11 protein-coding genes are annotated in these 12,959 nt (G+C 71.3%); 7 read left to right on the top strand and 4 right to left on the bottom strand.

Features of this window, described 5'->3' with window-relative positions:
- Window positions 1-31: 31 nt before the first annotated feature.
- Both PINTE_RS08065 and PINTE_RS08070 read right to left on the bottom strand, forming a co-directional pair.
- Window positions 32-1,360: an MFS transporter gene (locus tag PINTE_RS08065; RefSeq protein ID WP_217996535.1), complete on the bottom strand. Its 1,329-nt coding sequence runs from the start codon at window positions 1,358-1,360 to the stop codon at window positions 32-34.
- 131 nt (window positions 1,361-1,491) lie between these two features.
- Complete coding sequence (locus PINTE_RS08070) at window positions 1,492-1,938, bottom strand: MarR family winged helix-turn-helix transcriptional regulator (RefSeq protein ID WP_217996536.1); 447 nt, start codon at window positions 1,936-1,938, stop codon at window positions 1,492-1,494.
- Between the two features lie 152 nt (window positions 1,939-2,090).
- On the opposite strand from PINTE_RS08070, the gene PINTE_RS08075 reads away from it, so the two are divergent.
- The 7 genes from PINTE_RS08075 to PINTE_RS08105 all read left to right on the top strand — a co-directional run bounded on the left by PINTE_RS08075 (window position 2,091) and on the right by PINTE_RS08105 (window position 9,951).
- A complete protein-coding gene (locus PINTE_RS08075) occupies window positions 2,091-2,894 on the top strand; it encodes a crotonase/enoyl-CoA hydratase family protein (RefSeq protein ID WP_068428478.1) in 804 nt (267 codons plus the stop codon).
- Entirely contained in the window at window positions 2,887-4,887 is a 2,001-nt protein-coding gene (locus PINTE_RS08080; RefSeq protein WP_068428481.1) for an acetoacetate--CoA ligase, read from the top strand. Before PINTE_RS08075 ends, PINTE_RS08080 begins: the two co-directional genes overlap by 8 nt.
- On the top strand, window positions 4,884-5,849 hold the full coding sequence (locus PINTE_RS08085; RefSeq protein WP_068428484.1) for a 3-hydroxyacyl-CoA dehydrogenase NAD-binding domain-containing protein: 966 nt from the start codon (window positions 4,884-4,886) through the stop codon (window positions 5,847-5,849). The genes PINTE_RS08080 and PINTE_RS08085 overlap by 4 nt, the downstream gene beginning before the upstream one ends.
- An 83-nt stretch (window positions 5,850-5,932) precedes the next feature.
- Window positions 5,933-7,498: an acyl-CoA synthetase gene (locus PINTE_RS08090; protein ID WP_068428487.1), complete on the top strand. Its 1,566-nt coding sequence runs from the start codon at window positions 5,933-5,935 to the stop codon at window positions 7,496-7,498.
- Window positions 7,495-8,382 (top strand): amidohydrolase family protein, encoded by an 888-nt coding sequence (locus PINTE_RS08095; protein WP_068428490.1) that lies wholly within the window; start codon window positions 7,495-7,497, stop codon window positions 8,380-8,382. Before PINTE_RS08090 ends, PINTE_RS08095 begins: the two co-directional genes overlap by 4 nt.
- Window positions 8,379-9,545 carry an acyl-CoA dehydrogenase family protein gene (locus PINTE_RS08100; protein WP_068428493.1) on the top strand — a complete coding sequence of 389 codons (1,167 nt, stop codon included), beginning with the start codon at window positions 8,379-8,381 and terminating at the stop codon, window positions 9,543-9,545. The genes PINTE_RS08095 and PINTE_RS08100 overlap by 4 nt, the downstream gene beginning before the upstream one ends.
- 136 nt (window positions 9,546-9,681) lie before the next feature.
- On the top strand, window positions 9,682-9,951 hold the full coding sequence (locus PINTE_RS08105; protein ID WP_068428529.1) for a hypothetical protein: 270 nt from the start codon (window positions 9,682-9,684) through the stop codon (window positions 9,949-9,951).
- A 574-nt stretch (window positions 9,952-10,525) separates the two neighbouring features.
- Here PINTE_RS08105 and PINTE_RS08110 read toward each other — a convergent pair.
- Both PINTE_RS08110 and PINTE_RS08115 read right to left on the bottom strand, forming a co-directional pair.
- Window positions 10,526-11,533: a PDR/VanB family oxidoreductase gene (locus PINTE_RS08110; RefSeq protein ID WP_245642848.1), complete on the bottom strand. Its 1,008-nt coding sequence runs from the start codon at window positions 11,531-11,533 to the stop codon at window positions 10,526-10,528.
- A gap of 34 nt (window positions 11,534-11,567) precedes the next feature.
- On the bottom strand, window positions 11,568-12,614 hold the full coding sequence (locus PINTE_RS08115; RefSeq protein ID WP_245642849.1) for an aromatic ring-hydroxylating dioxygenase subunit alpha: 1,047 nt from the start codon (window positions 12,612-12,614) through the stop codon (window positions 11,568-11,570).
- Between the last annotated feature and the right edge of the window lie 345 nt (window positions 12,615-12,959).

The raw sequence follows: 12,959 nt of genomic DNA on the forward strand, positions 1-12,959 counted from the left end.
GCCCGCCCCGACCCTTACAGCGCCGCCTCGTCTACAGCGCGGCCTCGTCGGACTGCTTGAGCCCGAAGATGCACACGGCGCCGATGAGCGACCCCAGGCCCATGGCGATCGCGACGCCGAGCAGGCCGAGGCCCGCCTCGAAGAGGAACCCGGCGATGACGGGCCCGAGCGCGGCGCCGCCGCGGCCCACGCCGATGACGAAGCCGGTGCCGCCGGCGCGCACGGCCGACGGGAAGCCGTGGGCGATGAGGGCGTAGAGGCCGACGACGCCGGCGTTGGTGAAGAACCCGGCGAGCGCGGACATCAGGCTGAGCATCGCCAGGCCGCTGGCGCCGGTGCCGAAGACGATGACGGTGGCCGTGGACAGCAGCATGGCGCCCAGCACCAGGGTGCGGGTGGGGATCCGAACGCTGAGCAGGCTCAGCACGATGGAACCGAGCAGGCCACCGACGTTGGCCCAGACGAGCACGCCGCCCGCCAGCGCCGGCGGGTAGCCCATGTCGACGACGACCTTGGGCACCCACTTGAGGATGAAGTAGAACGTCATGATGTGCGCGAAGTAGGCGAGCGTCAGCAGGATCGTGATGCGCGCGAGGCGGCCGCTGAACAGCTGCTTGACCGAGGTCTTCGGCTCGTCCGCGGTGGCCGGCGGCAGGTCGGGCACGGTGCGGTGGCCGAGCTTGCGCATGATGTCGTTGATCCGCTCCAGGGCGCCGTGCGGGCGGGCCTGCACGAGGTAGCCCACCGACTCCGGCAGCAGGAACCAGACGACGGGCAGCATGATCGCCGAGGCGACGATGCCGAAGTAGAAGACCGAGCGCCAGTCGCCGGTCGCGGCGAGCAGGTAGGAGGCGATCGAGCCGCCGACGATGGCGCCGACCGGGTAGCCGGCGGCCATGATCGCCACCGACATGCTCTTCAGGCGCGCGTTGGAGAACTCGGCGACCACGGCGTTGGTCGCGGCGAGCATGCCGCCGATGCCCAGTCCGGTGAAGAGGCGGTAGGCCGACAGCGTGGCCAGGCCGGTGGCGGTCGTGGCCAGGTACATGCCCACGCCCATGACGACGAGGGCGCCGAGGATCGTCTTGCGCCGCCCGACGCGGTCGGCGATGTTGCCGAGCACGACCGACCCGACGGCCATGCCGATCAGCTCCATCGACAAGACGATGCCGAGCGCACCGCGTCCGATGCCCCATTCGGCGGCGATGCCGGGGGAGGCGAAGCTGATCGACAGCACGTCGAAGCCGTCGAGGGCATTGAGTAGTGTGCAGATGGCAACGGCCAGGATCTGGCGTCCGCCCATCTTGCCGGCGGCGAGGATCGCGCGGGGATCCTCGTGAGTGGGGGACGAACTGGGCACGTGGACCTCCGGGCCGCATTGACAGGATTCCTGAAACAGAGAGCAGCAGAGTGACAGACTGGCTCCGCCGTGGCAAGACCTTGTGTGGAAGCGGGGTCGGCCGCGGCGTGCTCGGCCCGGGGCGCGGCGGGTTACGGCACGGGGGTCAGCGAGCGACGCGCCCGCCCCAGCAGCTCGCGGAAGTCGTCGCGCTCGCTCGGGCTGAAGTCGGCGAGCATCTGCTCCTCGAGCTGCGCGACGAGCGGGTCGTAGGTGGCCAGCAGCTCGCGACCGGCGTCGGTGAGGCTGATGAGCAGGCGGCGGCGATTCGCCGGGTCGGGGGAGCGCGAGATGAGCTCGCGCTTGGCCAGGGCCGAGACGAGGTCGGCGGTCGACTGGGCGCGCACGAAGGACAGCCGGGCCAGGTCGGCGCTCGTCATGTGCGGCCGGCGCGCCAACACGGTCAGGGCCGTGTATTGCAGGGTCGTCACCCCGGCCGGGCGTAACAACTCGTCCAGCTGGGCTCGGCTGACGAGTTCGAGCTGCTTGACGACGTACAGCAACGTCGCGGGTGGGACGCTTGCGTCGGCCGGGGTCACCGCACCATTCAAGCAAGTGGCGCGTCCGCCCATCGGGGGGATGTCCGAATCCCGAGAGGGCCCTTGCCCGGAGGGACGCCGTCCGTAAGTATCAGGTTTCCTGATAGCCCTCGTGCGGACCCGCCGCGCGACGCGACGTGAGAGGGGTCTCGATGACGACGACCACCGAGGAGCTCGGACTCGATCTGCCACCCTCGCTACGCGCCACCCGGCGGGGCGCGGTCGCCATCCTCACCCTCGACCGCCCGCAGAAGCGCAACGCGCTCAGCGACGCGACGATCCTGGGCCTCGAGCGCTTCCTCGATTCCCTGCCGACCGACGTCCGCGCGATCGTGCTCGACGCGGCCGGCGACCACTTCTGCGCCGGCCTGGACCTGGCCGAGATGGCCGAGCGCGACACGATGGCGGGCGTCGCCCACTCCCGCATGTGGCATCGGGTGTTCGACCGCCTCGAGAAGGGCTCGGTGCCGGTCGTCTCGGTGCTCAAGGGCGCCGTCGTCGGCGGCGGCCTGGAGCTCGCGACGTCGACGCACATCCGCGTGGCCGAGGCCTCGACGTTCTACGCGCTGCCCGAGGGGCAACGGGGCCTGTTCGTCGGCGGAGGCGGTTCGGTGCGGGTGCCCCGGCTCGTCGGGGTCGCGCGGATGGCCGACATGATGCTCACCGGCCGGCGCTACGACGCCCAGGAGGGCTACGCCATCGGCTTCTCCCAGTACGTCGTGCCCGACGGGGCGGGGCTGGACCGCGCGCTGGAGCTCGCGCAGCGCATCGCCGGCAACGCGGCGCAGACGAACTTCGCGGTGCTGCAGGCGCTTCCGCGGATCGCCGAACTCGGGCCCCAGGAGGGGCTGTTCGTCGAGTCGCTGATGGCGGCGATCGCGCAGGGCACCGACGACGCCAAGGGCCGGATGAGCGACTTCCTCGCCGGCCGCGCGAAGAAGGCGACCGATGACTGAGCGGGCCGTGGAGCGCGGCGACGTCGTGTGGACCCCGTCGCAGGACGTGCTGTCGACCACCGTCGTCGGCGAGTTCCTCGACTGGGTGGCGACCCACCGCGGGCGCCGGATGAGCACCCACGACGAGTTGTGGGAGTGGTCGGTCCGGGACCTGCCGGGCTTCTGGTCGGCTATCTGGGAGTTCTTCGGGGTCCGCACCCACACCCCCTACGAAAATGTGCTCGCCGACGCGAGCATGCCCGGGGCGCAATGGTTTCCCGGGGCGACCCTGAACTACGCCGAGCACGCCCTGGGCGACCTGGAGACCGGCTCCGACGCCGACGAGATCGCGGTGTTGGGCCGCTCGCAGACCCGCGCCGACGTCGACCTCACGTGGGCGCAGCTGCGCGAGCAGGTGGCCCGCGCCCGCCGCGCGCTCGCCGACCTCGGCGTGGCTCGCGGAGACCGGGTGGCCGGCTACGTGCCCAACATCCCCGAGGCGCTGGTCGCCTTTCTCGCCACGGCGAGCCTGGGCGCCACGTGGGCGAGCTGCGCCACCGAGTTCGGCCCGCGCAGCGTCATCGACCGTTTCGCGCAGATCGAACCGAGCGTGTTGCTCGTCGTCGGCGGCTACCGCTACGGCACCAAGGACGTCGACCGCGCCGCCGAGGTGCAGGCCGTGCGCGCCGAGCTGCCGACCGTGCGCCACGTCGTCGACCTGGGCTACGGCGACTTCGCCGTGCCCGACGCCCTGAGCTGGCCCGACCTGCTCGCCGCCGCCGACCCGGCGCAGGCGCCGCCGTTCGAGGCCGTGCCCTTCGATCACCCGCTCGTCGTGCTGTTCTCCTCCGGCACGACCGGGCAACCCAAGGCCATCGTCCACGGCCACGGCGGCATCCTGTCCGAGCACCTGAAGAACCACGCGCTCTCCTGGGACATGCGCCCCGGCGACCGGATGCTGTGGTTCAGCACGACCGCCTGGATGATGTGGAACGCCCTGGTCTCCTCGCTGCTCGTGCGGGCCTCGATCGTCATGATCGACGGCAACCCGATGTATCCGGGTGTCGCGTGGCAGTGGGAGCTGGCCGAGGCGACCGGCGCCACGATCATGGGCGCCAGCCCGGGCTGGATCATGGCCTGCCGCAAGGAGGGCGTCGACCTGCGCGGGCGTGACCTGCGCATCCGCGTTGTCGGCTCGGCGGGTGCGCCGCTGCCGCCGGAGGGCTACGCCTGGATCGCCGACCAGCTCGGCCCGCGGGTGCAGCTCAACGTCGGCTCCGGCGGCACCGACGTGTGCTCGGGCCTGGTGCAGAACAACCCGCTCGTGCCGGTGTGGGCGGGGGAGATCTCGGCCCGCTGCCTCGGCGCCGACGTGCACGCCTTCGACGAGCAGGGCCGCGAGGTCGTCGGTGAGCTCGGCGAACTCGTCATCACCGCACCGATGCCCTCGATGCCCGTCGGTTTGTGGGGCGATGACGACGGATCGCGTTACCGCGCAGCCTATTTCGACCACTATCCGGGGGTGTGGCGGCACGGTGACTGGATCGTGTTCGCGCCCAACGGCAGCTGCCACGTGGCCGGCCGCTCGGACGCGACGCTCAACCGCGGCGGGGTGCGCCTGGGCACCGCCGAGTTCTACCGGGTCGTCGAGGAGATCGACGGTGTCGCAGACTCCCTCGTCGTCCATCTCGAGGACCCCGACGGCGGCAACGGCGAGCTGATCTGCTTCGTGGCCACCGAGCCGGGTCGATCGCTGGACGAGGCGCTGCGCCGCGACATCGCCACCGCGCTGCGCACCTCGCTCTCGCCCCGCCACATCCCCGACGAGATCGTGCAATTGCCCGTCGTGCCACGCAATCTCACCGGCAAGAAGCTCGAACTGCCCGTCAAGCGCATCCTCCAAGGCACGCCGGTGGAGGCCGTGGCCAGCCCCGACGCCCTCGCGGTGCCCACGAGCCTTGACGCTGTCGTCGACCTGGCCCGGGTGCGCGCCACCGCCAAGGAGACCCGATGACCGACCTCATCGCCCCCGCCGACATCCGAACGATCGCCGTCATCGGCACCGGCGCGCTCGGCGCCAGCTGGGTGAGCCTGGCGCTGAGCCAGGGCTACGCCGTGCTCGCCAGCGACCCGGCCGACGGCGCCCACGACCAGCTGGTCGCGACCGTGCAGGCCCAGACCGGTGCGCCGCCGCCGGCGGACCGGCTCCGTTTCACGACGGATGCGGCGGAGGCGGCCGCGCAGGCCGACCTCGTGCTCGAGGCCGGCCCCGAGCGACTCGAGATCAAGCGCGAGCTGTTCGCCGTGCTCGACGCCGCCGCCCGCCCGCAGGTGCTGCTCGCCAGCAGCACCTCTGGCCTGCTGCCGAGTTCGTTCCAGGACGCCTGCGCCGCCCACCCCGAGCGGATGCTCGTGGCGCACCCGTTCAACCCTCCGCACCTCATGCCGCTCGTCGAGATCGTCGGCGGCGCCGCGACCTCGCCGCAGGCCATCGCGGCGGCGATGGCCACCTTCACGCACCTGGGCAAGCGGCCCATCCACCTGCGCCGCGAACTGCCCGGGCACGTGGCGAACCGGTTGCAGGCGGCGCTGTGGCGCGAGGCCTACCACCTCGTCGCGCAGGGCGCGGTGAGCGCCGCCGACCTCGACACGGCCATCGCCGCGGGCCCCGGCCTGCGCTGGGCGCTGCTCGGGCCGTTCGCCACCCAGCACCTCTCCGGCGGGCCCGGCGGCTTCGCGCACGTGCTGGCACACCTCGGCCCGCCCACCCAGGACTGGTGGGACGACCTCGGAACCCCGCGGCTGACACCCGAACTCGTCGACACCCTCGTCGCCTCGGTGCAGGCGGAGTTCGCCGGGGTCGACACCGCCGACGTCCGCTCGCGCCGCGACGACGCGCTGCGCGACCTGCTCGACCTCAAGGCCCGCCGGGGCCTGGACGCCGGAGTCGGCGACCCCGGCTCCGAACCGGCCTGAGCGCGACCGGCCCTGCCCGACACCATCAGCGACACCCGCGACATACCGCGACACCCGCGACATACCGCGAAGGAGCACTGCCCATGCACGATCAGGGACTCGGCTCGTGGCCCGCGCGCCGCGCGCGCATGACCCCCGACGCCGTCGCCCTGAGCCAGCACGGCATCGACTGGACGTACCGCGAGGTCGAGGAGCGCGCCACCGCGCTCGCGCACGCGCTGCGCGAGCGGGGGGTTGGGCACGGCGACCGGATCGCCTACCTGGGCCTGAACAGCGTGCACTTCATCGCGGTGATGTTCGCCGCGGCCAAGCTCGGGGCGGTGACGGTGCCGCTGAACACCCGGCTCGCGCCCCCGGAGACCGCGTTCATCCTGCGCGACTGCGACCCGGCGGTGCTGGTCTGGGACGCGCCGTTCGCCGCGGTGGTGGACGCCCCCGACGTCGCCGAGCTGGGCTTGGATCGGATCGCGGTCGGCGACGGTGACGGCGCGGACGGCAGCCGGCTCACCGACCTCTACGCGCGGGGCGGGACCGAGCCCATCGAAGAAACCGTCTCCCGCGACGAGCTGTTCATGATCCAGTACACCTCCGGCACGAGCGGGCGCCCCAAGGGCGTCATGCTCACCCACGGCAACATCATCTGGAACGTCTACAACGTGCTCGTCGACCTCGACCTGTCCAGCCAGGAGGTGGCGCTGGTCACGGCGCCGCTGTTCCATACCGCGGCGCTCAACCAGCTGTTCTTCCCGACGTTCCTCAAGGGCGGTCGCTGCCTCATCGAGGAGAAGTGGGACCCGGCGCACGCCCTGCACCTCATCGAGACGCAGCGGGTGAGCTTTCTGTTCGGGGTCACTTCGATGTACCTGACGTTGATGAACGCCCCCGGCTTCGAGACCGCCGACCTGTCCTCGATCAACGTGACGATGAGCGGCGGGTCGCCGCTGCCCGAGAGCCTGCTGCGGTCCTGGCTGGACCGCGGCCAGATGATCGTGCAGGGCTACGGCCTGACCGAGGCCTCGCCGGGGCTGACGATGCTGCGCAAGGCCGAGGGCATCGCCAAGGTGGGGTCGGCGGGCACGGCGTGTTTCTTCTCCGACGTGCGGGTGGTCGACCCGATGTTCGACGACGTCGACGGCGGGCTGCCGGGGGAGGTGCTCGGCCAGGGCCCGAACGTCACGCCCGGCTACTGGCGCAACGAATCGGCTACCGCGGAGGCGTTCGTCGACGGCGACTGGTTGCGCACCGGCGACCTGGCGACCGTCGACGACGACGGCTTCCTGACGATCGTCGACCGCGTCAAGGACATGATCATCAGCGGCGGCGAGAACATCTACCCCGCCGAGGTCGAGGCCGCGATCCACAGCCACCCGGCGGTGGCCGAGGCGGCGGTCATCGGCATCCCCGACGCCCGGTGGGGCGAGGTCGGGCGCGCGATCGTCTCCCTCAAGCCCGGCTCCGCCCTGTCGGAGACCGAACTGATCGCCCACCTGGACGGGCGCATCGCGCGCTACAAGATCCCCAAGTCCGTCATCGTGCTGGAGGAGCTGCCGCACAACGCCTCCGGCAAGCTCGTCAAGGGTCCGCTGCGGCGGGCCTACGGCGCTCCCGAGTGGTCCGAGCCCTCCGCGTCCGGCAAGGAGTCGTCATGAGCAGGTACGAACCCGCGATCGACCTCGAGGCGATCGAGGCGATCGACGTCCATGTGCACGTGGAATCCGATGAGCACGGACATCTTTCGCTCGACGACGAGCTGATGGAGGCGTCGGCGGCGTACTTCCGTACCGCAGACAACCGCACCCCGACGGTCGAGTTCCTCGCGCAGCGCTACCGCCGGGCGGGCATGGCCGCGGTGGTGTTCACCGTCGACGCCCGCACGAGCCTGGGGCGCGAGCCGATCTCGAGCGAAGACATCGCCGCGCGCTGCGCCGACCACGCCGACGTGCTCATCCCGTTCGGGTCGATCGACCCGTGGCGCGGCGAGGCGGCGATCGAGCAGGCGCGCTCGCTCGTCATCGACCACGGCGTGCGCGGCTTCAAGTTCCACCCGAGTTTGCAGGCGTTCGCGCCCAACGAGGAGCGGTTCACTCCGCTGTGGGCGGCGCTGGAGGAGCTCGGGGTGCCCGCGCTGTTCCACACGGGCCAGAACGGCATCGGCGCCGGGCTGCCCGGCGGCCGCGGCATCAAGCTGCGCTTCTCCGACCCGCTGCTGCTCGACGACGTCGCCGCCGACCACCCGGGGCTGACCGTGATCCTGGCCCACCCCTCGGTGCCGTGGCAGGCGCAGGCGATCTCGATGGCCACCCACAAGGCGAACGTGTTCATCGACCTGTCGGGGTGGTCGCCGAAGTACTTTCCGTCCGAACTCGTCAAGGCCGCCGGCGGAATGCTATCGGGCAAGGTGCTGTTCGGCTCCGACTATCCGCTCATCGCGCCGGAACGGTGGCTGGCCGACTTCGCGACGCTGGGCGTCAAAGCCGAGCGGGTGCCCGGCATCGTCAAGGGCAACGCGGCCCGGGTGCTGGGTCTGTCGTGAGCACGTTCGGGGTGTCGGAGGACCATCTCGAACTGCGCGAGGTGACGCGGCAGGTGGCGCGCGAGGTCATCGCGCCGCGGGCCGCGGAGGTCGACGAGGGCGGGGTGTTCCCGGAGACCTCGCTCGCGGCGCTCGTCGCGGCGGGCCTGCACGCCATCGGGCTGCCCGAGGCGTACGGCGGGCAGGGCGGCGACCTGCTCGCCTCCGTGATCGTCGCCGAGGAGATCGCGCGGGCGTGCATGACGACGCAGCAGGTCAGCGGCGGCAACGAGCTGTTCGTGTGGCCGCTGCTGCTCGGCGGGTCGCAGGCGCTGTGCGACCGGTACCTGCCGCGGATCGCCTCCGGTGAGGCGCTGGGGGCGTTCGCGCTCTCGGAGCCGGAGGCGGGCAGCGACGTCGCCGCGATGACGACGCGGGCCACCCGCGTCGAGGGGAGCGAGGGCGGGTGGCGCCTGAAGGGCACGAAGCGGTGGATCACCAACGCCGGGCGGGCCGACCTGTACGTCGTCTTCGCCGTCACCGACCCGGGCGCCGGGGCGCGGGGCATTTCGGCGTTCGTCGTCGAATCCGGTGACGCCGGGCTGAGTTTCGGCGCACCGGAGAAGAAGATGGGGCTGCGCGGCTCGCCGACCGCCGAGGTCTACCTCGACGCGACGATCCCCGCCGACCGCATCGTCGGCGACCCCGGCCAGGGGCTGCGCCTGGCGCTGGGGACCCTCGATCGCACCCGCGCGGTCGTCGCCGGGCAGGCCGTCGGGGTGGCCCAGGCGGCGCTGGACTGCGCGCTCGCCTACGCGCGGGAGCGCCGCCAGTTCGGCCGGCCGATCGGCGAATTCCAGGGCGTGCAGTTCATGCTCGCCGACATGGAGACGAAGATCCGCGCCGCGCGGCTGCTCGCCTACGACGCGGCCCGGGAGGCCGAGGCCGCCGGCCCCGACATGAGCCTGGCCGGCGCCGCGGCCAAGTGCTTCGCCTCCGATGTGGCGATGGCCGTGACGACCGACGCCGTGCAGATCCTCGGCGGCGCCGGCTACACCCGCGACTTTCCCGCCGAGCGGCTCATGCGCGACGCCAAGATCACCCAGATCTACGAAGGCACCAACCAGATCCAGCGCGTCGTCATCGCGCGGCAGCTTCTTGTGGGTGTGCAGAACCGGCTATAGGGCGGTTTCATCATGTTCGACCCACCGTAGCGGGGCGGTGCCTGGGCGCCTCGCAGGTCGGATACGTCGATGGCGACCAGGCCCACGTCATCGTCCATGCCATGCGGGCCCGCGACAAGTTCTTGAGGTGAAGGCCATGCCGCGCACAGTTGAGAAGATCCTGCAGCACGCCGACGAGCTCGCGGCGCGCTTCGAGGACTACGAGCCCAACCCCGACGACGAGCTCGATGCCAACGCCGTCACTGCGCTCCGAGCCGCCGTCGCCGAACGCTCCGAGGCGGAGCGACACCTCCTGGATGCTGTGCGTTCCGCCCGCGAGTCCGGGATGCCCTGGTCGGCGATCGGTTCACTCGTCGGGACCAGCGGTGAGGCCGCCCGCCAGCGATACGGCAACAAGGTCGCCTGACTCAAGCGCAGCACGTGCGGGTGCGTCCGGGGTTCGTGCCCCACAAGGGTTTGCGTGTGGCTGAGGGGTTTCCAGATGCGACCGGGGGTCGCCAGGATAAGGATTCCTGTCATTGCCCTCACCGTCGAGGAGATTCCATGAAGTTCGCGACGCCCGGGTCACCGCCGACCCGCAGGCGGTCGCCTGGTTGGGGCGCACGTCGCACCCCACGGGCAACCTGCGCATCCCCGTGCTGACGATGCACACCCTCGCCGACCCGGCCGCGCCCGTGGAGTACCTCTCCAACTACCGCACGAAGGTGCGTCGCGCCGGTGACCGGGAGTTGCTGCGGGAGGCCTACGTGCAGCGGACCGGTCACTGCACGTTCACGGTCGCCGAGGACCTCGCCGCGGTCGGGGCCATGGCGCACCGACTCGACACGAGCCGCTGGGGGCAAGGCCGCCCAGCCGTCGGCGCTGCAGCGGGCCGCCAAGGCCACCGGCCTCGGCGACGCGGCCTTCGTCGATTACCGCCCGGCCCCGTTCATCAACGACCGCATCGACCACCGCGCCCGGCCCGTCGTGCCCTGAGCGGGTCAGGTCACCTCGATCGTCACGACCGCGGTGCCGTCGGGAGCGCCCGTGGGCGCATCGACGTCGTCGATCCGGGGCGTGCCGGTGACGACGGCGCGCGAGACGCAGGCGCACAGCCGATCGTCCTGCGCCCTCTCGGCGGCGTCGAAGAACACGTCGCGGTGGTCGAGCTGGCCGTCGAGACCGAGCACGCTGACCTGGCACAGGCCGCACTCGCCCTTGCGGCAGTCGAACATCATCTCGACGCCGGCGCGTTCGAGCGCCTCGAGCATCGTCGCGTTGGCGTCCACGCGTGTCTCCACCCCGAGGCGGGGGATCCGCACGACGAAATCCTGCGGCGCCCACGCGCCGCTGTTGCCGAACGTCTCGAACCGCAGGTTCGTCACAGGCAGCCCGCGGTTCTCCCACCCGCGGCGCACCGCGTCCATGAGCCGGATCGGCCCGCACATGTACAACTCCGTGGAGCCGGCCCGGTCGTCGTCGGCGATCTGCGCCAGCAGCGCGTCCACATCCAGCGCGCTGCCCTCGTCGTCGACATGGACGGCCAACCGGTCGCCGTGTTCGGCGGCCAGATCGTCCAGATAGGCCATGGCGTGCCGGGATCGGCCGACATACACGACGCGGTAGTCGGCCTGCCGGGCCTTCAGCACCCGCGCCATCGCGGCCACGGCCGTGACCCCGATGCCGCCGGCGAGCACCACGTACCGGGCCGCACCGACTCCCAGGGGAAAGTTCTGCAGGGGCTGGGTCGCCCACAGCCGCGCACCGGGTGTCAGCGCGTGCATCGCCGCCGAGCCGCCCCGGCTCCGTGCCGCGAGATGCACCGAGAGCGCGAGTTCGCGGCCGTCGGGCGATGCGTCGACCACGCTGTAGGAGCGGGTGAGAACCCCGTCGACCGTGGGGAGTTCGACGTCGACGTGAGTGCCGGCCTTGGCCTGTTGCGGCGTCGGATAGCGCAGCACGACCCGTCGGATGCGCTCGGCGACGTCGCCGACGGAGGCGACGGTCACCTCCTGGCGGTGCGGTGCGGTGCCCGCCGCCACGTCAGGCCCGCCCCTCGGCGGCCATCATGCGCTCGAGGATGCGTCGCGCCCACATGCCGCCCATGTCGATGTTGAGGCTGTAGAACTCGTGCTCGGGGTTGGCGTCGATCGCCTCCTGCTGGGCGATGAGCATCTCCTCGTCCTCGCCGAACACGCCGTGCACGCCCTCGCGCAGCTGCGTGGTGATGAGCTGGCTGTCGAGGCGGTAGTTGCGCATGAACGCCCAGAAGTAGTGGCTGGTGCGATCGGTCTCCGGGGTCATCGTGTTCATGACGTAGCCGTTGACGCCCTGGCTGCGGTCGCCCTCGGGCGCGCCGGTGCCGGCCTTGGCGACGCCGACGTCGATGCAGATCGTCGAGGGCGCCTCGAAGTGGATGATCTGCCAGCGGTCGACCTTGCCGGAGAAGCCCGGGTACTTGTCGCGCATGTTCTTGAGCCAGAACGGCGGCGGGTCGATGTCGCGCATCCAGCGGGTCACGGTGACGGTGCGCTCGTCGTGGGTCGTCTCGAAGCTGGATTCGCTCAGCTCGTCCTGCCCGATGGAGGAGGAGTGCACGAATTCCTCGTGGGTCAGGTCCATGAGGTTGTCGATGATCAGCTGGTAGTTGCAGCCGGCGTGGATCGTCTTGCCGTCGCCCGCCCAGTCCGGCGAGGCCATCTGGTGCATGTCAGGGATCGTGGCGGGGTCGGCGAGGTCGGGGTCGCCGAGCCACACCCAGACGTAGCGGTACCGCTCGACGGCCGGGTAGGAGGGCACGGTGGCGCTGGGGTTGATCGTCTTCTGCGCCGGCATGTGCGTGCAGCGACCGGCGGCGTTGTAGCGCAGGCCGTGGTAGGGGCACTGGATCTCCTCATCGCCCACCAGCTTTCCCTTGCTCAGTGGGGCGAGCCGGTGCCAGCAGGCGTCGGCGAGGGCGACGACCCGGCCGTCGGCCGTGCGGTAGAGCGCGAGCGGCCGGTCACAGACGCGCCGCGCGAGGATGCCGCGGGCGGTCACCTCGTGGTCCCAGGCCGCGACGTACCAGGCGTTGAGCGGGTAGCCGAAGATCTTCGCCGTCGTCGTCGGCGTCGCGCCGGCCGCCGGAGCCGGGGTGGTGCCCGCGGTGGGGCTGGGGTCGGTGAGCGTCACGGGGGACTCCTTCGTCGCCGGATGCCGGGGCCACGATCTACGGACATAGGTAGTGGCCGTTGCGACAGAATAGCCAGGCATCCTGTCACCGGCGCTGCAGTTCGACGGGCTGGATCGCGAACGGAGCGGGGGTCGAGGGTAGAAGGCGAGGGTAGAATTTCCTCATGCCGACGCTCAACATCAAGGTAGTTCGCCGACGCCCACTACCCGCGCGGCACGATCATCCGCTGGAAGGACAACAACACGATCTTCGACGAGATCATC

This window comes from Piscicoccus intestinalis NBRC 104926 (assembly GCF_001515525.1).
GTDB lineage: Bacteria > Actinomycetota > Actinomycetes > Actinomycetales > Dermatophilaceae > Kineosphaera > Kineosphaera intestinalis.

What these genes read in the sequence shown, in the direction of transcription:
- PINTE_RS08075 (WP_068428478.1), top strand. Translation starts at nt 2,091, where the DNA reads ATGACGACGACCACCGAGGAGCTCGGACTCGATCTGCCACCCTCGCTA.
- PINTE_RS08080 (WP_068428481.1), top strand. Translation starts at nt 2,887, where the DNA reads ATGACTGAGCGGGCCGTGGAGCGCGGCGACGTCGTGTGGACCCCGTCG.
- PINTE_RS08085 (WP_068428484.1), top strand. Translation starts at nt 4,884, where the DNA reads ATGACCGACCTCATCGCCCCCGCCGACATCCGAACGATCGCCGTCATC.
- PINTE_RS08090 (WP_068428487.1), top strand. Translation starts at nt 5,933, where the DNA reads ATGCACGATCAGGGACTCGGCTCGTGGCCCGCGCGCCGCGCGCGCATG.
- PINTE_RS08095 (WP_068428490.1), top strand. Translation starts at nt 7,495, where the DNA reads ATGAGCAGGTACGAACCCGCGATCGACCTCGAGGCGATCGAGGCGATC.
- PINTE_RS08105 (WP_068428529.1), top strand. Translation starts at nt 9,682, where the DNA reads ATGCCGCGCACAGTTGAGAAGATCCTGCAGCACGCCGACGAGCTCGCG.